Raw genomic sequence first — 19,275 nt, 5'->3', positions numbered from 1 at the left:
TTTTTCCTGTTTAGGGCCTTATTTCATTCGTCTTCCTGGTAAGAAGGACAGAGGTTTTAAATGGTAAAAAGATGTTAAGCCTAGAATTAGGTGTAAAAGAGCGAGGCCGGAGCTTGAATGGGGATGGAGGAGTGCAGCAAGCGCAAGCCTGACCGAATCAAGCCTAGGTTTTTGAAAACGGGACCAGACCAGGTTAATATTCCGCGATCATTGGGGAGTTTGCAGTGCATAAACAGAATCGTTTAGCGAAGAGGGAAGATTTCAATAAAGTCTATCGGTGGGGCAAGTCGACTGCCAATCATCAGTTCGTGCTCTATCGAAGGAATAAGAGCACTCCGGATCCTCTGAGAGTTGGGGTATCGGTTAGCAAGAAGGTCGGGAATGCGGTGGTCCGCAACCGGATTCGCAGGGTGGTCAAGGAAATTATCCGTTTGAACCTGGACCGGATCGAAGGAAATTCGGACATTATTTTTATTGCCCGGAAACCAGTGGCCGAAATGAATTATGATGAAATTCAAAAAAGCTTGATGCATGTTATGAGAAAAGCAAGTCTGTTAAAAAAGAAGTAACCAATAAATATTTATTTGTTTTACAAATTATGATATATTGTCTAAAGCGAAATGTTCTTTAACAATGGGCAAATTCCGTCTTGGAACGTGTCGATTATCTCGACATGCCCTAAGATGAACAAGCCTCATCCTTAATAATAAGGTTAGGATTACGCTTCTAGTCAGTATTTTTTTTATAATAGAAAGTTTTGGATTGGATAACGAACGAATGGCGGACGTATACGAGGCCGGGTTTGGATCCCACAAAACTTCCGGGAGGATTTGATATTGATTCGTCGCTTCTATAAGTTAACGCCGCTGCTACTGTTGGTGCTGCTGTTATCTGCCTGTAGTCCGACGCAGTTCAGTCCCATCGACCCGAATAACGGGGTTTGGGACAAGTATTTTGTATACCCATTATCTACTGTTCTTGATTGGTTCGCTGATTTAATGTGGGGTCAATACGGTCTATCTATTCTCGTTGTGACCGTCATTATCCGGTTCCTTGTTTTGCCGCTCACCTTGAAGCAATACCGCAGCTCGAAGAAAATGCAGGAAATTCAACCGGAATTGCTGAAAATTAAAGAAAAGTATAAGGATAACGCGCAAAAACAGCAGGAAGAGACGATGAAGCTTTTCCAAAAGAACAACGTCAACCCGCTGGCGGGATGCTTTCCTTTATTGATTCAGATGCCGATTCTGATTGCATTGTATAATGCGATCATGCGTAATGGAGAGATTTCTAACCACTCCTTTCTGTGGATGCAGCTTGGCACGCCGGACCCATTCTACGTTTTGCCTGTACTGGCTGCTCTGACCACTTATTTGCAGCAAAAAGTCATGTCCGTACAGATGAATTCGCAGATGCAAGCTCTTTTATTTATTTTCCCGGTGCTTATTTTCGTAATGGCTATGAATTTCCCATCGGCTTTGCCGTTGTACTGGGTATACAGCAACATTTTTACCATCGTTCAATCCTACATTCTTTACAGACCATCTAAAAAATAGGGGTGGCCATCTCTAATGAAGAAGATTGTGGTTTCTGGAAAAACGGTTGATGATGCCATTGAACAAGGGTTAGGACAGTGGGAAGTAGCCGAGGACCGAGTCAAGGTAACGGTACTTGAGCAGCCTTCCAGAGGACTGTTCGGGTGGATTGGCGCTAAAGACGCCAAGGTGGAGCTTGAATTGATCCCGGATCCGTTAGAAGAAGCCTTATTATTCTTGAAGGATGTTTTCCGGACGATGAATGTGCAGATGGATGTGGACGTTCAATCCGGAAAAGACTTGACGACGTTTAATTTGAGCGGAGAAGAGTTGGGGATATTAATCGGCAGGAGAGGGCAAACTTTAGATGCTCTCCAATACTTGGTAAATATTGTGGCCAATCGGTATTCCAACACCCATGTCAAAATTGTGCTGGACGCTGAAGATTTCAGGAACCGCAGAAGAAAAACATTAGAAGATCTCGCTATGCGATTGGCCTCTCGGGTTATGAGAAGCAAGAAGGAAGTCATTCTGGAGCCGATGTCTTCCCTCGAACGAAAAATTATCCATTCCAGACTGCAGGATCACCCTTCGGTGAAGACTTATAGTAAAGGGGAAGAGCCGAATCGCAGAGTGGTGATCGCCTTAAAGTAGGAACGGTGCAATGACTTCACGCTGAATAGGGAGTCATTGCTTTTTTTCTTTGCCCCAAGTTTTTCTTAAATTTACAGAGCGCATGGGGAAAGTTCGGACCGAAAGGTTGAACGCTGGTGCATTAGGAGGTGCAAGGACATGATTAACGATACAATTGCGGCTGTTGCTACTCCGCTCGGAGAAGGGGGCATCGCCGTTATTCGCGTAAGCGGACCGGAGTCGGTCCAAGGGGTGGAACAGGTATTTGCATCCAAATCCAAATTGTCTCAGGTGCCGACTCATACGGTACATTATGGTTATATTCAAGACCCGGATTCCCGGGAGCGTATAGACGAGGTATTGGTAACGGTCATGAGAGCTCCTCGTTCTTTTACAATGGAGGATGTAGTCGAAATTGGTTGCCACGGCGGGCTGGTTTCTGTCAAAAAAGTGCTGGATTTGCTATTGAGACATGGGATTCGTCTCGCGGATCCCGGGGAATTTACGAAGCGGGCTTTTTTAAACGGCCGAATTGATCTTTCTCAGGCAGAGGCGGTGATCGATCTCATTCGCTCTAAATCGGATCGGGCCTATAAAATCGCTATGAAGCAAGCGGAGGGATCTCTTTCCCAGCAGATTAAGAAGCTGAGGAATGAATTGGTAGAGCTTATGGCTCACATTGAGGTCAATATCGATTACCCGGAGCATGATGTCGAGGAGATGACCAGTGCCTTTATTGTTAAAAAGTGTACGGACTCGATCTCAAAAATTGACGAGCTGTTGAAAACGGCGGAACAAGGGAAAATTATACGCGAAGGAATCGTCACCGCCATCGTCGGTCGCCCTAATGTCGGCAAATCATCCTTATTAAATGCGCTCGCTCAAGAAAATAGAGCGATTGTTACCGATATTCCGGGAACGACTAGAGACGTCATTGAAGAATATGTTACGATTAACGGGATCCCGCTTAAGCTGTTGGATACTGCGGGAATTCGCGAAACGTCAGATATTGTCGAACAAATAGGCGTCGAAAAATCACGAAGCGCGCTGTCGGAAGCTGACCTCATTCTGCTGGTGCTTAATGCGAGCGAAGAGCTTCATGATGATGAAATTCAATTGCTGGAGCAGCTTAAAGACCGACAGGTCATTGTGATTATTAATAAAATCGACCTGCCTCGCCAATTAAACTCCACTCTGCTTGCATCTTTCCTGGCGGAAGAACGAATAGTGTCGATGTCTGTCCAGGAAGATAAAGGAATGGAAGAACTGGAGAAGGCGATTGCCGCTATATTTTTCAGCGGCCAGTTGGAGTCTAATGATGCGACATATGTCAGCAATGTTCGTCATATTCATTTGCTCAAGCAGGCTAGAGTTTCTTTAGTGGAAGCGATGACGGCGGCGGAGCAATTCGTGCCAATCGATATGATTCAAATAGATGTGCGTAATAGCTGGGAGCAACTAGGGGAAATTATCGGCGATTCCATAGGTGAGTCTTTAATTGATCAAATTTTCTCGCAATTTTGTCTAGGAAAGTAACCGGCGGATTCATCCGGGATTGCAATTTATAAGGAGGTTGAAGAAGATGGGGTATAATGCCGGCGAATTCGATGTAATCGTAATCGGTGCGGGCCATGCCGGCTGCGAAGCGGCGCTTGCATCTGCCCGAATGGGCTGCGAAACGTTGCTGTTGACTATTAATTTGGACATGATCGCATTTATGCCGTGTAATCCTTCTATCGGGGGACCGGCCAAAGGGCATGTCGTTAGGGAAATTGATGCGTTGGGCGGCGAAATGGGACGGAATATAGACCGGACTTATATTCAAATGAGAATGCTGAATACCGGTAAAGGACCGGCAGTTCATGCACTAAGGGCTCAAGCCGATAAATTTCTGTATCAACAGACGATGAAAGAAACTCTTGAAAAGCAGGAAAGATTAACGCTGCGCCAAGGGATGGTGGAAGAGCTCATTGTCGAGGATGGCGAATGTAAGGGAGTTATTACGAAAACAGGCGCTCAGTATTATGGCAAAGCCGTCGTTCTGACGACAGGAACCTATTTAAGAGGAAAAGTCATCATGGGCGAGCTGATCTATGAGAGCGGACCGAACAATCAGCAGCCTTCGTTGAAGCTGTCCGAAAGCTTGAGAACATTGGGCTTTGAATTAGCTCGTTTCAAAACGGGAACTCCTCCGCGGATTAACAAGGAGACTATTGACTTTTCTAAAATGGATATTCAACCGGGAGATGAAAATCCGAGCCATTTTTCCTATGAAACGACAGAGGCGATTGAAGATCAGCTTCCTTGTTGGCTAACTTATACTTCTCCCGAAACGCATAACATTATAAGCAATAATTTGCACCGGGCGCCCATGTTCTCTGGGGCGATAGAAGGAGTCGGCACTCGCTATTGTCCATCGATAGAGGATAAGATTGTGCGGTTTGCCGATAAGCCCAAGCATCAGATTTTTTTGGAGCCGGAAGGAAGACATACGTCGGAGTACTACATTCAGGGACTCTCGACCAGCATGCCGGAGGATATTCAGATCCAAATGATCCGTTCCGTGCCGGGATTGGAGAAGGCCGAGATGATGCGGACCGGCTATGCGATCGAATACGACGTTATTGTGCCAAGCCAGCTATGGCCGACATTGGAAACGAAGCTTGTTCGCTCGTTGTTTACAGCCGGACAGCTTAATGGAACATCAGGCTATGAGGAAGCCTCTGCGCAAGGGATTATGGCAGGAATTAATGCTGCCCGCAAAGTAAAAGGGGAGGACCCCGTTATTCTGGACCGTTCCCAGGGATATATCGGAGTATTGATTGACGACCTGATTACTAAAGGAACTAACGAGCCTTACCGTTTGCTGACTTCGAGAGCGGAATACCGTCTGCTTCTGCGGCATGATAACGCTGATTTGCGCCTCACCCCGGTAGGGTATGAAATAGGGCTGATCTCGGAAGAACGCTATGCCCGTTTTACTCGGAAGAAGGAGCTTATTAGGCAGGAAATGCAGCGGTTAAAGGAAACGAAAATCCGACCGGAGCCGCATATTCAACAAATTTTGAGAGAAGCGAATACCGTTGAGTTGAATAACGCGGTAGAATTGATCACTTTAATGCGCAGACCGGAAATTACGTATGGCCATATCGAGGCTATTTCACCAGCTCCCGTTGAATTGCCGCAGGACGTTAAAGAGCAGGTGGAAATCCAAATCAAATATTCAGGTTATATCGAGAAGCAGCTATTGCAGGTTGAAAAGCTGAAAAAAATGGAGAAGAAGAAAATCCCGGAAGACATTATTTATGACGAAATCCATGGCATTGCCATTGAAGCCCGGCAGAAGCTCGCCAAGATTCGACCCCTCTCCATTGGTCAGGCTAGTCGAATATCGGGGGTATCTCCGGCGGACATCTCCATTCTGCTGGTATATCTGGAACACTATAATCAGGTAACGGCAGCGAGGTCGCAATGACGCAATTAGTGGGAAAGTTATTTGAGGAGAGGCTGAGGTCTCAAGGAATTGAGCTCACTCCAATGCAGATGGAGCAATTTGCGATTTATTATAAGGAACTGGTAGCCTGGAATGAGAAAATGAACCTGACCGGGATTACTGAACAAGATCAGGTGTACAATAAACATTTTTACGACTCCCTATCTCTAGCTTTCTTCTTGCCGATCCAGGAAGTAAAAACAATGGCCGATATTGGAGCCGGTGCCGGATTTCCCAGCATTCCGTTAAAAATTGCTTTTCCCCACTTGCAAGTAACGATCATCGATTCTTTAAAAAAGCGGATTACCTTTTTGGAACATTTGGCCAGGGAGCTTACTTTGACTGGCGCCACGTTCATCCATGGGCGTGCAGAGGAGTGGGGAAGAAAGAGCGGTTATAGAGACCAGTATGATCTAGTTACAGCGAGAGCGGTGGCCAGATTAAATGTTTTAAATGAATTTTGCCTTCCCTTTGTGCGTAAAGGGGGCTGGTTTGCTGCGATGAAGGGGGCCGACCCTAAAGAAGAAGTGGATGAGGCTCGGTTCAGCATGACTCAATTAAAGGCTAAGCTGGATCAGGTACACCGCTTTGAATTACCGGTGGAGCAGGCGGAAAGACATATCATCATCCTGCAAAAGACGGAAGGTACACCGGCGAAGTATCCTCGAGCTGCAGGTACGCCGTTAAAAAAACCACTCATCGCGCCATAATTCCATGTATAATAAACATTAGGCGTGATAACTTGCGACCAAATTCAAATTGTTCCACGTGAAACAATAAAATCATTGTCTGTCAGGCAGGATATTTCTTGTCCGTGGAGAATTTATTTAATAAGTGTGAGTTCAAATAAGTCAACAGCCTATACAGCAAAGAGAAAATGATACGAAGCTGAGAGAGCTTGCTTTTAAACCCGGTTATCCGTGGAAAACGCCCGTACGCTATTAGATAATAGTTTTCCTTCCTGAAAAAGATAACATAATATACAAAAGAGGGAGATTCATTTCCCCTGAAAAATTTTATTCGGAAGAAACTTATTTTGTCTGGGCAGCAAAAGGGTAGGGGGAGTTTTGATTTCACTATCGCTTCTCGGCTCATTTATCTTCTATAGACTTTTTTGAACCAACTCTATTGTGAAAGAGTTAGGTGGGTAATGACAGGATGAGGGAACAAATATCTAAGCTCTTTGGTTTCACGGAAAAGACGGCTGCCGATGAAGTGAAGCAGATTCCCGTTCAGGATATTATGCCTAGTCCTTATCAACCAAGGACAATATTTGATGAAGAGAGAATCGATGAGCTTCTCCAGACGATTAAAACCCATGGGGTCATACAGCCCATTGTTGTTAGAGAGCGCGATGGCAAGTATGAAATCATTGCGGGGGAACGACGCTGGAGAGCTGTCACCAAACTAGGCCTCGATACGATTCCTGCTATTATACGGCAATTTAATGATGCGCAAGCAGCCTCTATTGCTCTGATTGAAAATCTGCAGAGAGAAGGGTTAACCGCTATTGAAGAAGCGGTCGCTTATCAGAAGCTGATGGAGCTGCATCAGTTAACACAGGAAAGCTTGGCTCAAAGACTGGGAAAAAGCCAATCGACGATTGCCAATAAAATAAGATTGTTGCAGCTCAGTGAGCCCATCAAGGAAGCTCTTATGGAAAGGAAGATATCTGAACGCCATGCCCGCGCTCTGTTATCCCTGGACAGTGAGGAGCTTCAGTTAAAGCTGCTGAATGAAATCCTTACGAAGGATTTAAACGTTAAACAGACGGAAGCCAGGGTCAGCTATTTCAAAGAAGCGAATAAAGCTAAAAAGAGAAAACGAGTTACTTATTCGAAAGATGTCAGATTGGCGCTTAATACAATCAGACAGTCCGTCGACATGATTTCCAGCTCGGGTATGAATATTAGAACGGATGAAAAAGACTTCGAAGATCACTACGAAATTATCATATCCATTCCTAAACAATAAGAGCGTATGTTTCGAATAAAACTGCGGCGAAGGCCGCTTTTTTTGTCGGACAATCGTGCCGCTGGCAGGTTCAGCCTGTGGATTCATTATTAATTCGGCGTGGTGTGAATAACGATATTGAGGTGAACCAATGTGTCAAAAATCATTGCCATTACTAATCAAAAAGGAGGAGTTGGCAAAACAACCACCTCAGTAAACCTTGGCGCCTCTTTATCGGCGTTAGGCAAAAGGGTGTTGTTAGTAGATATAGATCCTCAAGGGAATACGACTAGCGGGATAGGCGTCAACAAAGCCGATGTCGTTAATTGCATATATGACATCATCATCAATGATGTGCACCCGAAGGACGCAATCCTGGATACGAACCTGCCGAATTTAAAAGTTATACCGGCAACGATCCAGCTGGCCGGTGCGGAAATCGAACTAGTACCGACCATTTCCAGAGAGGTGCGTTTAAAGAAATCTTTGCAGCTGGTTCAACATATGTTTGATTATATTTTAATAGATTGTCCTCCGTCTCTGGGGATGCTTACTCTTAACTCTTTGACGGCAGCAGATTCGGTTATTATTCCTATTCAATGTGAGTACTATGCTTTGGAAGGATTAAGCCAGCTGTTAAATACGGTGCGCCTGGTGCAAAAGCATTTGAACACTTCATTACAGATCGAAGGGGTTCTCTTAACGATGTTTGACGCTAGAACCAATCTCGGCATCCAGGTCATCGAAGAGGTTAAGAAGTATTTTCAACAAAAGGTATATCGGACTATTATTCCTCGTAATGTACGTTTAAGCGAGGCACCGAGTCATGGACAATCTATTATATCCTATGATCCGCGTTCTAAAGGGGCGGAAGTGTACATGGAATTAGCGAAGGAAGTGATTGAACTTGAATAAAAGACTTGGACGAGGGTTGGATGCATTAATTCCTTCCTTAAATATTAGTGACGATGATAAAGTAACGGAAATTCCCCTTACACAGCTTCGGCCTAATCCGTATCAGCCCCGAAAAACGTTCGATGAAGAAAGCATTCAAGAGTTAGCAGCTTCCATTAAAGAGCATGGTGTTATTCAACCGATTATTGTAAGAGTCGTATTGAAGGGATATGAAATTATTGCAGGGGAGAGGCGATTTCGTGCTTCTCAGCTTTCCGGACAAACGACGATTCCTGCTGTAGTAAAAAAATTCTCGGATCAACAAGTGATGGAAATAGCGTTGATCGAAAATATTCAGAGAGAAGATTTGAATGCGATCGAGCTGGCGCAAGCTTATCAATCATTGGCCGAACAGTTCTCGCTTACGCAGGAAGAGCTATCGATGAAGGTTGGAAAAAGCCGTTCTCATGTTGCCAACTTTTTAAGGCTGCTGCAATTGCCTGAGGAAATTAAAAAATATGTTTCACGTGGAACATTGTCTATGGGCCATGCCAGAGCAATCGTCGGAATAAAAAATGATAAACTGAAAAAAGAATTCGCCGAAGTGACGATAAGGGAGCAGTGGAGCGTCCGAGAACTGGAAGAAGCGATTCAAAAGCATGAAGAAAAATCTAAAAGCGAGACAAAGGCAAAGGTGAATAAAAAGAGAGATCCTTATATTCACCAAGTAGAGGAAACGCTGAGGGATTTTTATAAAACAACCGTAAAGATAAAACACTCCAACGATAAAGGGAAAATTGAATTATTATATTATTCAAAAGAAGATTTGGAGCGATTATTGGAATTGTTACAAGGAAAAACGTCATAACGTTGAGTAGTTGAGAGCATACCGCGTGTTTCCTTAAGGGTGACCCGATGAGGTATGCTTTTCTTGACTTCATTAAATTAGAGTCGCCTGATGTCATTGCTGTTGAAAGATGACATCTGGGAAATATAAATCGGAGCAAAGCCTATGAAGCTTCAAACTTTTTATTGGAACGGAAGAACAGAGTGTCACCGATACATAAGTAAATCTCGATATTCAGGGAGTTCAGAAAAAATGGACAAACTAGCCAATTGGTGATGCAGTCGGTTGTATGGGATATTATAATGGAATGGTAGGCAAATGATAGGGTGAAAAGCGATGGCTTGTGAAGCTCGGAAGGATTTCCTTCGAAGAAGAATGGAAAAGAACAGTGAAAGGGGGAGGGAAGGAATGTCCATTATATACTTGGATCATGCGGCATCTTCCTGGCCGAAACCTCCTGAAGTCATTCAAGCGATGACTAGCTGCATTGAAGAGACGGGGGCAAATCCTGGAAGAGGGAGCCACAGTATGGCGGTTAAAGCCAGTCGCATTTTGTTCGAAGGCCGAAGCTTGCTGGCCAGATTGTTCGGGATCGACAACCCGATTGATGTGGTGTTTACCTCTAATGCTACAGCGTCGTTGAACTTGGCCATTAAAGGGTTTGTTCGGGAAAAGGATCATGTGATCTGTACGCCGATGGAGCATAATTCTGTAAGAAGGCCGTTGGAGTATTTACGAAAAGAAAAGAAGATAGAGCTTACCTATTTACAAGCGGACGAAAAGGGAGAAATTTGCCTCGATGAAGCTGTTCGGGCCTTCCGTTCCAACACCACTCTCTTTGTGTGCAGTCACAGCTCCAATCTTCTGGGCACTATTCAGCCTATAGATAAATTTGCAGAAATGTGCAGGCGCAATGGAGTTAAGCTTCTCGTCGATGCCGCCCAAACTGCCGGAACTGTCCCTATTGATGTCCAAACGATGGGAATAGACATGCTGGCCTTTCCTGGGCATAAAGGTCTTCTGGGTCCGCAGGGGACAGGAGGGCTATACATTTCGTCGGAGATCGAGTTGGAGCCGATATTACATGGGGGGACGGGAAGCAGGTCGGAAGATATCGATCAGCCTTCCGTTAGACCGGATCGTTATGAAGCGGGAACGCCCAATACGGTTGGGGTAGCCGGGCTAAGTGCAGCGGTTAAGCTTATTGTTAGAGAGACAGTAGAAGCTATTCATACAAAGGAATGGACTCTCACTCAACAAATGATGCAAGGATTGCTGGAAATCCCCGGAGTGCGCCTGCTGGGGCCTGATCTGGGAGTCGATAAGACCGGGATCGTATCCTTTGTATTGGAAGGAGCCGATTCATCAGAGATTGCCTTTCAGTTGGATCGTAACTATCAAATTGCGGTCCGTTCCGGCTTCCATTGTACGCCCCTTGGCCATCAAACCGCCGGCACGACAACAACGGGAGCAGTCAGAGCCAGTGTTGGGTATTATTCGACAGCAGATCAGGTGAATTATTTAATTCAGGCAATGAAAGAGATAAGCCAATCGTATAAGTAGGCGGCCATGCAGGTACACTATAAAAATAATTAAATTAAAAGCCATTCGGTGGCCGAATTTGACTTGGTGCAGAGTACTAACCTACAGAAGCAGGAGAAAACATGGAAGACACGCTAGCCTGAGGAGCTATATACTCGGCACTAAAGAATTCAAAGCTCATGAAGTGGAGAAAGAAAGATGCTTCCAGGGCGAGTTTTGGCTTTGTATTCCTACCACCCGACGGCCCATCCAATAAATAAGGAATCTGTTGTTTCGGGGTCCCCGAAAAGTACCTGGAATAGCTTCGAAGCCCATCTTCACTTTTTGGGGAAGGAGTTATCGGTTGTTTCGGGGTCCCCGAAAAGTAATCGGAATTCACTACGAAGCATATCCTCACTTTTTGGGGAAGGAGTTATCGGTTGTTTCGGGGTCCCCGAAAAGTAATCGGAATTCACTACGAAGCATATCCTCACTTTTTGGGGAAGGAGTATGATGTTTGAAGCTTCGGAGGCACTTTCCTTCGGAACGGAATGATCGCTTTCTTTAGTGCCACTTATATAGCAGGCAACCATTGAGTTCGCTGGTTATGAGATTAGAAGGCCAGCTAAAAAGACCATACATTTATAAAAGGGGCAACAACTATGGAAATATTCGGGCTGGAGCCGGAGCTGTGGGAAAGTATCCAAGTGGTCGTCATCGGACTTATGTTTATTATCATTATGGCGATGTGGATTAAGCTGATCAGCATGAATAGGAAATATAAAAAAATGATGAGCGGGAGCAAAGAAAATCTGGAGCAGATGCTTCTGCAAATTCAAGAAAGCTACCGGCAAGCAGCGGCAGCTAGTGAAAACTATATGGAATCGATCCAACGACTTGAAAAAGAAATAAGAAGAATGAAAGGAAATGTAGAGGTGATTCGTTATAATGCCTTTTCCGATCAGGGGAGCGATATGAGCTTTTCGATTGCTTTTATGGATGAGGAAAAGGACGGTCTTGTTCTGACAGGGATTCACAGCAGACAGGAAAGCTATCTTTATGCCAAACCAATCAAAAAAGGGGAGCCTTCCTACAGCTTATCTCCGGAGGAAATAGAAGTTATTGATTTGGCAGTGAAAAAGGCGGGAAGGTAGCGGAAGCCGTTCTCTGTGAATGATTCAAGGACAGATGTATCGATTTGGCGATGACTTCGGCTAACATAGTAACGAGATGCAGTCGGGTATTCTGCAGTACAAAATATTCCATGAACCCTCCGACATTTACGATCCCGGTAATATGAATATTTCCGACGGGAGGCAGCTCTTTATTGACGCCTGCTCCGGGCTTGATAGGTCCGGAACCTACTTTAATGGAGCCAACGCTGGAGAGCTGTCCGAGACAAGCATCAATTCCTACAATGAACGGATTGTTATAGGTTTGTTCAATGGAGGATAAGGTTTCCGATAAGTTGAGGGCATGAACAGGTTCTTCTAATGTTCCGTAAACGGGATAATCGGTTAAATGGTAAGTTAGCAGCCTGGACCCGACTAATGGACCCAATGCATCGCCGGTTGAGCGGTCCGTTCCTATGCAGACGAAAACAATGGTTTGCTCAACGGGAACCTTCTGAAAGTAAAGAGAAAGCTTCGACGAGATCATCTGCGCTGATTGAGAATCCGTATAAGGGACGAGAATAGGACTGTCAGACGGATTCTTGTCCGCAAGGAAAGAAAATTTCATAGCGCCCTCCGTATCCGTTTTTTATCAAATAGAATTTTTAAATTCCGGGGCTCCCCGCAAAGTAACCGGAATAAGCTTCGAAGGCTAGCTTCACTTTGTGGGGTAGTTTTACTAGTATACGGTCAGAAATTACGGTTTATACATGTCGTTATAGAAACTAAGAGAATTTGCGGGAAAATGCTATAGACAGTATGAGAAAACTCTGAATATTTGGTGTAAACCAGGAAAGAAGGAAAGGATTAATCACTGATGGAACCGTTAATGGTGATTGCTTTTGATTCTACACAGCAGGCGTTGCGGGCGGAAATGCTTCTGGAATATGCGGATATTGAAATAGATATACGTCCGACTCCTAAAGAAATCACCGCAGGCTGCGCGTTATCGATCGAATTTGATTCATCCGAGCTTGAGCGAGTGAAAAATATAATAGCAGCCGAGAAAGTTGAAATTCGAGGAATTTATAATCAAATAGAAGGTAAGTATATTTCTGTCGATATGCCGGAAATGTAACGAACAGGGAGGACATCGCAGTGCTGAATTCTATAGTCGTTCAAGTAGCGCTTGCAGAAGACGTCAACACATGGCAAGAGGTTTATTCCCAGCTCGTCGATTGGTTCGCTAGTCCGGATACATGGACGCGGATTTCAATTACACTTATCAAAATCTTATTGATTATTATTCTTGGCAAAGTGATTAAAACTGTTACGAAGCGCATTGTCGATCGGTTAGTAAAGGAAAGAGAAAAAAGTCCACTGCGTTTTAACCAAAGAAGGGCTAAAACGTTAGGTAAATTAGTAGGAAATGTCATTTCCTACACCGTAAATTTTATACTGATTTTAATGATTCTTGGACAAATGGGTCTTCACCTGGGTCCGTTATTAGCGGGGGCCGGAGTGGTAGGACTGGCGATTGGATTTGGAGCACAAAGCTTGGTTAAAGATGTTATCACCGGTTTTTTTATAATCTTCGAAGATCAGTTTGCTGTCGGTGATGTGGTTCAAATCGGCAGTTATAAGGGAACGGTAGAGGAAATCGGGCTGAGGGTAACGCGGATTTCCAGCTGGACCGGTGAAATTTATATCATTCCCAATGGATTGATTGCTCAGGTTACGAATTATTCGATCCGCAATTCTATAGCTGTCGTCGATATTACTCTAGCTTATAATTCCGACGTAGATAAGGCGACCGAAGTATTACAGCAATCTCTTGTAGATATGCCAAGGGATCATGGAGAGATCGTATCGAGCCCCGAGGTTCTTGGTATGCAAACGATGGGGATGTCTGATTTATCTCTCCGAATTATTGCGGAATGCAAACCGAACAGCGAAGAGCAGGTAAAAAGAGAAGTGCTGGCCCTGATCAAAAAAGCGCTGGATGAGCATAAAATCGAAATAACCCGGCCGGCTTAAACATTCAGATGATGTGAAAGGAGAAGTGTGGGAGATGGAACGTAAGCAATATCAGCTTGGTGATGTCGTTCAGATGAAGAAGCAGCATCCCTGCGGGACTAATGAAATGGAAATTATTCGTATGGGAATGGATATCCGGATACGCTGTACGGGATGCAAGCATAGCGTGCTGGTACCCAGGGCGAAGTTCGAGAGTAAATTGAAAAAAGTGCTGCGGTCCAATCCGGTAGTTCAGGATAAAGACGAGTAACAACAGGATATTACCTCCTGAACTGTAGAGCCATAGCCAGATTAAACAATAATGGAGAGCAATAATTCAGTTGATTTCATCCTGTAATCTGTGGTACAATATTGCTTGTGCAAACGGAAAGGTACCCAAGAGGTCCAAGGGGGCTGACTCGAAATCAGTTAGGCGTCGCAAGGCGTGCGTGGGTTCGAATCCCACCCTTTCCGCCACTTAAGAAACTTCAGATCCATGGTTGGACACTACATAACAATCGTTGACTCAACGCCTTCTATGCGATCTCCGCAGGGGGGCGTTTTTTATCTCCTAACAGCCGATCAAGAAGATTGTATATTGCTGACCATCCCATAGCCTTGAGGTAAAAACAAGCGAAGCCCGGGAAAGGGCTGCATTAGCTTTTTTCCCGGGCTCTAAATACATACCGATCGACAATATAGCCCAGAAGAGCCCAGGATGCAATCGTTAACCCATAGGCCAAAAATAAATTAACATGGGCGATGTCTGTAAATAGCGGAATGACCCAAAGAGGAATGCTTAACGAAATTAGGATTAAGTTTTTGGGATCATAGCCGAGATAATGAATGAAGCAAATAACAACGGCAAGGATCGTAAATAGTAAAGTGACTGGTTTTCTCATGAGGATTCCCTCTTTATTGTTTTTTTCGTTTCCATTTGCGATTATGATTGGTCAGCTCCGGAAAGCGTTCCCCTTTTTGCAGTTCGACCATTTTGGGATCGTTGATGCCCATATGAAAGTCGTTTTCACCAACCTCAATGTACACTCCATTGTTAGGAGCGCGATCACCGGCGTTAAATTCGGTTCGTTCACCCATGCTATCACCTCCGAATAACCATAGTATCCACTAACCCTGGTTAGAGCATGTAAACGGGAGGGTTCCAAATACAGGGAAGGCCCCTAATAGTATTATGGAGCCAGGCTTTGGAATTCTGCAGAAGCTTCAGAAGAGGAAGGGCGGTTCTCTTGTAATTACTCGCAGCTTTTGGTATATTTATATGGTGCGAGTTTGAATTGGATTTCATCTTGCTCCTTGCTCTAGGCCGATTCTTCCTTCATAGAAGATTCCGCATAGCGCGGATAGGCTTGGGGCCGTTTAGTCCAAAAGGAGGTGAATTGACATGCGCAAATATGAAGTCATGTATATTCTTCGTTCCGATATCGAACAGGAAGCTGTTGAGTCCGCTATTTCGAAGTTCGAAAACATCATTAACAATGGTGGCGAGATCACGAAGAGCGAAGTAATGGGCAAACGCCGTCTTGCGTATGAGATCAACAAGTTCCGTGATGGAATTTACGTCCTGGTAAATTTCAACGCTACTCCGGAAGTAGTAGCTGAACTTGACCGTGTGATGAAGATTTCTGACGAAATCATTCGTTACCTGATCGTTCTTGACGAAGCGTAAGTTATTACTTTAGTCTGTTAGTGATACCAATGCGGAGATGTGGGGGAGGGAACAAGATTGTTAAACCGTGTTATTCTAATCGGAAGGTTGACCCGTGATCCTGAGCTGAGATATACCCCTACGGGCGTAGCGGTTACCCAGTTCACGCTAGCTGTCGATCGGCCTTTTACTAACCAACAGAACGAACGCGAAGCTGATTTTATTAACGTAGTGACTTGGCGGCAGTTAGCTGAAACCTGTGCCAATTATTTGCGCAAAGGACGGCTTACCGCTGTAGAGGGACGCATTCAGGTGCGCAACTATGACAATAACGAAGGTCGCCGGGTTTATGTGACGGAAGTGGTAGCCGATAATGTCCGTTTTCTGGAATCCCCTAACCGGGATAGCGGTGGAGCAGGGGCTGGAATGCGGGAGGATATGCCGCCCAGCAACAATAACCGATATAGCAGCCCGCGAGACAATCAAGAACCATTCTCCGACGGGAAACCGATTGACATTTCCGACGATGATCTGCCATTTTAATGAGAAAGGACTGAAAACCTAGATGACGACGACAAGAAAAGAAAACAGCGGCGAAGAGCGTACAGAGCGTCGTTTTTCCCGAGGCCGGGGAGGACGCAACAAGCGCCGTAAAGTATGCTACTTTACTGTTAATAAAATTAAACACATTGACTATAAAGATATCGAGACGCTGAAAAAATTCATTAGCGAGCGTGGAAAAATTCTTCCTCGCCGTGTAACCGGAACATCTGCTAAATATCAGCGGATGCTGACCATCGCAATCAAGCGTTCTCGTCAAGTAGCGCTGCTTCCTTACACGACAGAGTAAGAGCAGACGAACCAAAGAGCGACAGGGAATCTACCCTGCCGTTCTTTTTGATTTGTCCCATTGCTGCTTATCAGGTAAGATCCCACCTCTAATTAGAAAGCGACTCTATTCGTTTCTCGGGCTCCGCGCCGGAGCTTGTTTTTTTATACAATTCTTTAATAATGTCCTCAATCCTGGGCTCTCGGACCGTAAGATTATGGATCGGGAGAAGGTCGCTTAATTGACGAATCATAGGAGCGATCTCTGCATCATCCTCCACGCCGAACCAGAGCTCATTCGGTTCTACCTTGTCGGGTATCGGCCCCCTCCATCTGTCGGGTGACCAACCACTCGATTCGACGACGACATATTTTTTATCGCCAAAAGCACGGATCATCTCCAGAGAACTGCCGTCAAACAAAACTTTGCCGTGATCGATGAACAAAACCCGGCGGCACAGCTTCTCGATATCATCCAGATTGTGGGTCGTTAATAGAATCGTAATCTGCTTTTCCCGGTTAATCGTTTTCAGAAAATCCTGAATTTTTTCTTTGGCCAGCAAATCCAAGCCGATCGTCGGCTCATCCAAAAATAATACCTGCGGGTCGTGTAGGAGGGAGGCGGCGATGTCCCCTCTCATTCTTTGTCCGAGACTAAGCTGCCGGACCGGGGTGTGCAAGAAAGAATCGAGATCGAGAATGTCGCTGAACATTGCCATGTTGTGATTATATCGATCCTGCGGGATATTATAGATTTTGCTCAGCAAATAGAAGGAGTCTTTAAGCGGCAAGTCCCACCAGAGCTGAGTGCGCTGGCCAAAGACGACTCCAATATGTTTAGCGTGCTCTTTGCGCTGCTTATGGGGCTGCAAGCCCATTACCCGAACGGATCCGGAGGTAGGGACGAGTACTCCTGACAGCATCTTGATCGTCGTCGATTTGCCTGCGCCGTTCGGGCCAATGTAGCCGATAAATTCCCCTTTTTCAATCGAAAAGCTTACCTCATCCACTACGCGTTTGCGGCTTCCTCCTTGAGAAAACAACCTTTTTAACAAACGAAAGGATCCCTGGGCTTCTCCATGAACTTTAAATTCCCGGACGAGCCGTTCTACTTCAATAACAGTCATTTACGATCCGGCTCCTTTGTAATGATTTATCGCTTTATGCCAGACCCAAACCGTAAAGGCCAGCATAAGCAGGGCGATGACTGGGGTCAGGTAGATTAACAGCGGCGAGAAAGGAACTTGCTCTTTATTGTCAAAAAACAGATAAGACGGATAAAAGTTAATAAAAGCGATCGGAACAAGGAAGGTTAAAACGATCTGGATGACCCGGTTGTAGACGGTAAGCGGAAAGCGGGTAAATTGATCGAACAGCATCAGAATAATGCTTTGCAGTCCAGAGCCTTGCAGAGTCCAGAAAGCGGTGCAGCCCACCAAGGTATAGATCGACCATTCCATCACCACTCCGCATATAACAATAATCAGCAGGAGAAGCAGCTTGGGTCCCGTCCAGTCTGTAATATGGGAAGCGGAGTAAATTAAACCGACGAGGGCAGCGATCAAATCTCCAATGCCGGCAATTTGGAACCGAGTCGCAAAGAATTGGAACAATGGGTTAAGCGGTCGGACCAAATAACGGTCAAAAAATCCATCCCTGATTAAATAATCGATATTCCATATTTGCTGGAACGTAATAATAAATATGGAGTGGGGGAGTTTCCATAGACTGACGAGAAACACCAGTTCATACAAATTGTATCCGACAATAGTGGGAACCTGCCGGGTAATGATCCAAGTGAAGAAAATAGTCGCTATTCCCATTAGGGTGACGCTGAAGACGCCAATAAAGAAGTTAAAGGGATAGGCGGAACGGGATTTGATATTGGCCGCTTGCAGTATGCCGTATAGTTTGACGTATCTCCACATCGATAATTAACCCCCTGTCGTCAGCAGCATTCGATGAGCGCTCTTCATTCCCGCATATCCGATGGCGAACAGAATCAAGGCCCAGACCGCTTGAAACAACAGGTCGGGAATGATCTGACTGGCAGGGGTACGGCCTATAAACAGGGAGAGCGGAATGCTGTAAATGCCCTGAAACGGAAGCCAGCGAAGCGCTTGCGCAAGGAATTCCGGGAACAACCATAAAGGAACGAAGGAGCCGGAGCATAATTGAATAACAGTATCCTTGATGAAATCAAATCCCCAGATTTCTGTAAATATAAAAGCAAATAGGCCGACGATGAAGTCAATGGCATACGCCAGGAGGAAGGCAAGAAATACACTCAGTACAAAAGCCGCCGCTTGCCATCCGCCGGGCAAGGGGATGGGGTAAAAGAGAAGAATCGTTAGCGCCAGCGGGACAATGACAAAGCATAGTGAGAAAAGAAACAGGCCGGCTGCCTTGGATAGATGCATCCACTGAAAGCTCCAGGGCTTCTGTAAATCAAACACGATATCTCCCGTACGCACCCGATCGGATACGTCCCACACGGTGCCAAATGAAAGAAGCCTTCCGAGAATAACGGAAACCATGGCATAAGCAGCCATGGATTGGGCAGATACACCGGTAGCTTGATCCAGATGGGTTCCTTCCCTGTATATGACTAACCAAATCTCCCGCAGCGCTATGACCATCAGAATGGACCCGATGATGCGGAACAGGACATCCATTTTGTAGACTCGAGTATTTTTGAACGTAGTAAGGGCATACCAGGCATATTTGCTTAACATTATGAATTCCTCCAAATTAAGGAATATCCATTAAAAAGATAG

Annotated in this window: 23 protein-coding genes and 1 tRNA gene; 18 read left to right on the top strand and 6 right to left on the bottom strand. The window is 45.2% G+C overall.

The annotated features are described in order from the left end of the window. Positions 1-224 precede the first annotated feature (224 nt). The 11 genes from rnpA to KJS69_RS25805 all read left to right on the top strand — a co-directional run bounded on the left by rnpA (position 225) and on the right by KJS69_RS25805 (position 12,030). Positions 225-569: a ribonuclease P protein component gene (rnpA, locus tag KJS69_RS25855; protein WP_213586696.1), complete on the top strand. Its 345-nt coding sequence runs from the start codon at positions 225-227 to the stop codon at positions 567-569. Positions 570-836: 267 nt separating this feature from the next. After that, on the top strand, positions 837-1,556 hold the full coding sequence (gene yidC / locus KJS69_RS25850) for a membrane protein insertase YidC (RefSeq protein ID WP_213586695.1): 720 nt from the start codon (positions 837-839) through the stop codon (positions 1,554-1,556). 15 nt (positions 1,557-1,571) lie between these two features. Continuing rightward, positions 1,572-2,189, top strand: coding sequence for an RNA-binding cell elongation regulator Jag/EloR (gene jag, locus KJS69_RS25845; protein ID WP_213586694.1), 618 nt, complete (start codon positions 1,572-1,574; stop codon positions 2,187-2,189). Between the two features lie 138 nt (positions 2,190-2,327). Next, positions 2,328-3,704, top strand: coding sequence for a tRNA uridine-5-carboxymethylaminomethyl(34) synthesis GTPase MnmE (gene mnmE / locus KJS69_RS25840; protein ID WP_213586693.1), 1,377 nt, complete (start codon positions 2,328-2,330; stop codon positions 3,702-3,704). A 46-nt stretch (positions 3,705-3,750) separates the two neighbouring features. Next, entirely contained in the window at positions 3,751-5,643 is a 1,893-nt protein-coding gene (gene mnmG, locus KJS69_RS25835) for a tRNA uridine-5-carboxymethylaminomethyl(34) synthesis enzyme MnmG (RefSeq protein WP_213586692.1), read from the top strand. Then, on the top strand, positions 5,640-6,371 hold the full coding sequence (gene rsmG / locus KJS69_RS25830; RefSeq protein WP_213586691.1) for a 16S rRNA (guanine(527)-N(7))-methyltransferase RsmG: 732 nt from the start codon (positions 5,640-5,642) through the stop codon (positions 6,369-6,371). Before mnmG ends, rsmG begins: the two co-directional genes overlap by 4 nt. A 448-nt stretch (positions 6,372-6,819) precedes the next feature. Then, positions 6,820-7,635, top strand: a complete 816-nt coding sequence (gene noc, locus KJS69_RS25825) for a nucleoid occlusion protein (RefSeq protein WP_213586690.1) — start codon at positions 6,820-6,822, stop codon at positions 7,633-7,635. A 132-nt stretch (positions 7,636-7,767) separates the two neighbouring features. Continuing rightward, positions 7,768-8,529, top strand: coding sequence for a ParA family protein (locus KJS69_RS25820; RefSeq protein ID WP_213586689.1), 762 nt, complete (start codon positions 7,768-7,770; stop codon positions 8,527-8,529). Then, positions 8,522-9,376 carry a ParB/RepB/Spo0J family partition protein gene (locus KJS69_RS25815; protein ID WP_213586710.1) on the top strand — a complete coding sequence of 285 codons (855 nt, stop codon included), beginning with the start codon at positions 8,522-8,524 and terminating at the stop codon, positions 9,374-9,376. Before KJS69_RS25820 ends, KJS69_RS25815 begins: the two co-directional genes overlap by 8 nt. Before the next feature lie 387 nt (positions 9,377-9,763). Beyond that, positions 9,764-10,918, top strand: a complete 1,155-nt coding sequence (locus tag KJS69_RS25810) for an aminotransferase class V-fold PLP-dependent enzyme (RefSeq protein ID WP_213586688.1) — start codon at positions 9,764-9,766, stop codon at positions 10,916-10,918. 620 nt (positions 10,919-11,538) lie between these two features. Further along, complete coding sequence (locus tag KJS69_RS25805) at positions 11,539-12,030, top strand: DUF4446 family protein (RefSeq protein WP_213586687.1); 492 nt, start codon at positions 11,539-11,541, stop codon at positions 12,028-12,030. Here KJS69_RS25805 and yyaC read toward each other — a convergent pair. After that, complete coding sequence (gene yyaC / locus KJS69_RS25800) at positions 11,996-12,616, bottom strand: spore protease YyaC (RefSeq protein ID WP_213586686.1); 621 nt, start codon at positions 12,614-12,616, stop codon at positions 11,996-11,998. The two genes, KJS69_RS25805 and yyaC, sit on opposite strands and share 35 nt — an antisense overlap. Positions 12,617-12,865: 249 nt before the next feature. Here yyaC and KJS69_RS25795 point away from each other — a divergent pair, with 249 nt between their 5' ends. From KJS69_RS25795 to KJS69_RS25780, 4 genes are all read left to right on the top strand, one after another. Beyond that, positions 12,866-13,126 carry a putative Se/S carrier protein gene (locus tag KJS69_RS25795; protein ID WP_213586685.1) on the top strand — a complete coding sequence of 87 codons (261 nt, stop codon included), beginning with the start codon at positions 12,866-12,868 and terminating at the stop codon, positions 13,124-13,126. Positions 13,127-13,146: 20 nt separating this feature from the next. After that, a complete protein-coding gene (locus KJS69_RS25790) occupies positions 13,147-14,025 on the top strand; it encodes a mechanosensitive ion channel family protein (RefSeq protein WP_249730708.1) in 879 nt (292 codons plus the stop codon). A 34-nt stretch (positions 14,026-14,059) separates the two neighbouring features. Beyond that, on the top strand, positions 14,060-14,275 hold the full coding sequence (locus KJS69_RS25785; RefSeq protein ID WP_213586684.1) for a DUF951 domain-containing protein: 216 nt from the start codon (positions 14,060-14,062) through the stop codon (positions 14,273-14,275). Between the two features lie 115 nt (positions 14,276-14,390). Next, positions 14,391-14,481: transfer RNA gene (locus KJS69_RS25780), tRNA-Ser, on the top strand. 179 nt (positions 14,482-14,660) lie between these two features. Here the strand turns inward: KJS69_RS25780 and KJS69_RS25775 are convergent. Continuing rightward, positions 14,661-14,906, bottom strand: coding sequence for a hypothetical protein (locus KJS69_RS25775; protein ID WP_213586683.1), 246 nt, complete (start codon positions 14,904-14,906; stop codon positions 14,661-14,663). A gap of 13 nt (positions 14,907-14,919) precedes the next feature. Continuing rightward, positions 14,920-15,102 (bottom strand): YjzC family protein, encoded by a 183-nt coding sequence (locus tag KJS69_RS25770; RefSeq protein ID WP_213586682.1) that lies wholly within the window; start codon positions 15,100-15,102, stop codon positions 14,920-14,922. 304 nt (positions 15,103-15,406) lie between these two features. On the opposite strand from KJS69_RS25770, the gene rpsF reads away from it, so the two are divergent. From rpsF to rpsR, 3 genes are read left to right on the top strand one after another with little or no spacing between them, the layout of a single operon-like run. Continuing rightward, the gene (rpsF, locus tag KJS69_RS25765) at positions 15,407-15,691 is read left to right on the top strand and encodes a 30S ribosomal protein S6 (protein WP_213586681.1); all 285 of its coding nucleotides are present in this window, start codon (positions 15,407-15,409) and stop codon (positions 15,689-15,691) included. Between the two features lie 57 nt (positions 15,692-15,748). Further along, positions 15,749-16,213, top strand: a complete 465-nt coding sequence (gene ssb / locus KJS69_RS25760; protein WP_213586680.1) for a single-stranded DNA-binding protein — start codon at positions 15,749-15,751, stop codon at positions 16,211-16,213. Between the two features lie 22 nt (positions 16,214-16,235). Continuing rightward, a complete protein-coding gene (gene rpsR / locus KJS69_RS25755; protein WP_213586679.1) occupies positions 16,236-16,520 on the top strand; it encodes a 30S ribosomal protein S18 in 285 nt (94 codons plus the stop codon). 88 nt (positions 16,521-16,608) lie between these two features. Here the strand turns inward: rpsR and KJS69_RS25750 are convergent, their stop codons facing one another. From KJS69_RS25750 to KJS69_RS25740, 3 genes are read right to left on the bottom strand one after another with little or no spacing between them, the layout of a single operon-like run. Continuing rightward, positions 16,609-17,625: an ABC transporter ATP-binding protein gene (locus tag KJS69_RS25750; protein ID WP_213586678.1), complete on the bottom strand. Its 1,017-nt coding sequence runs from the start codon at positions 17,623-17,625 to the stop codon at positions 16,609-16,611. Then, positions 17,626-18,426, bottom strand: a complete 801-nt coding sequence (locus KJS69_RS25745; RefSeq protein ID WP_213586677.1) for an ABC transporter permease — start codon at positions 18,424-18,426, stop codon at positions 17,626-17,628. 6 nt (positions 18,427-18,432) lie between these two features. Then, the gene (locus KJS69_RS25740; RefSeq protein ID WP_213586676.1) at positions 18,433-19,233 is read right to left on the bottom strand and encodes an ABC transporter permease; all 801 of its coding nucleotides are present in this window, start codon (positions 19,231-19,233) and stop codon (positions 18,433-18,435) included. Positions 19,234-19,275 lie beyond the last annotated feature (42 nt).

This window comes from Paenibacillus sp. J2TS4, from assembly GCF_018403245.1.
Classification (GTDB): domain Bacteria; phylum Bacillota; class Bacilli; order Paenibacillales; family NBRC-103111; genus Paenibacillus_L.
The sequence above is the reverse complement of the archived record's forward strand: the minus strand, read 5'-3'. Positions and strand labels throughout refer to the sequence as shown.

Excerpts from the sequence above, each read along its gene's own strand:
- mnmG (WP_213586692.1), top strand. The coding sequence starts at position 3,751 with ATGGGGTATAATGCCGGCGAATTCGATGTAATCGTAATCGGTGCGGGC.
- rpsF (WP_213586681.1), top strand. The coding sequence starts at position 15,407 with ATGCGCAAATATGAAGTCATGTATATTCTTCGTTCCGATATCGAACAG.
- KJS69_RS25745 (WP_213586677.1), bottom strand. The coding sequence starts at position 18,426 with ATGTGGAGATACGTCAAACTATACGGCATACTGCAAGCGGCCAATATC.
- KJS69_RS25740 (WP_213586676.1), bottom strand. The coding sequence starts at position 19,233 with ATGTTAAGCAAATATGCCTGGTATGCCCTTACTACGTTCAAAAATACT.
- KJS69_RS25750 (WP_213586678.1), bottom strand. The coding sequence starts at position 17,625 with ATGACTGTTATTGAAGTAGAACGGCTCGTCCGGGAATTTAAAGTTCAT.
- KJS69_RS25785 (WP_213586684.1), top strand. The coding sequence starts at position 14,060 with ATGGAACGTAAGCAATATCAGCTTGGTGATGTCGTTCAGATGAAGAAG.
- KJS69_RS25810 (WP_213586688.1), top strand. The coding sequence starts at position 9,764 with ATGTCCATTATATACTTGGATCATGCGGCATCTTCCTGGCCGAAACCT.
- rpsR (WP_213586679.1), top strand. The coding sequence starts at position 16,236 with ATGACGACGACAAGAAAAGAAAACAGCGGCGAAGAGCGTACAGAGCGT.
- mnmE (WP_213586693.1), top strand. The coding sequence starts at position 2,328 with ATGATTAACGATACAATTGCGGCTGTTGCTACTCCGCTCGGAGAAGGG.
- KJS69_RS25795 (WP_213586685.1), top strand. The coding sequence starts at position 12,866 with ATGGAACCGTTAATGGTGATTGCTTTTGATTCTACACAGCAGGCGTTG.
- yyaC (WP_213586686.1), bottom strand. The coding sequence starts at position 12,616 with ATGAAATTTTCTTTCCTTGCGGACAAGAATCCGTCTGACAGTCCTATT.
- KJS69_RS25805 (WP_213586687.1), top strand. The coding sequence starts at position 11,539 with ATGGAAATATTCGGGCTGGAGCCGGAGCTGTGGGAAAGTATCCAAGTG.
- jag (WP_213586694.1), top strand. The coding sequence starts at position 1,572 with ATGAAGAAGATTGTGGTTTCTGGAAAAACGGTTGATGATGCCATTGAA.
- KJS69_RS25770 (WP_213586682.1), bottom strand. The coding sequence starts at position 15,102 with ATGGGTGAACGAACCGAATTTAACGCCGGTGATCGCGCTCCTAACAAT.
- KJS69_RS25775 (WP_213586683.1), bottom strand. The coding sequence starts at position 14,906 with ATGAGAAAACCAGTCACTTTACTATTTACGATCCTTGCCGTTGTTATT.
- noc (WP_213586690.1), top strand. The coding sequence starts at position 6,820 with ATGAGGGAACAAATATCTAAGCTCTTTGGTTTCACGGAAAAGACGGCT.
- rsmG (WP_213586691.1), top strand. The coding sequence starts at position 5,640 with ATGACGCAATTAGTGGGAAAGTTATTTGAGGAGAGGCTGAGGTCTCAA.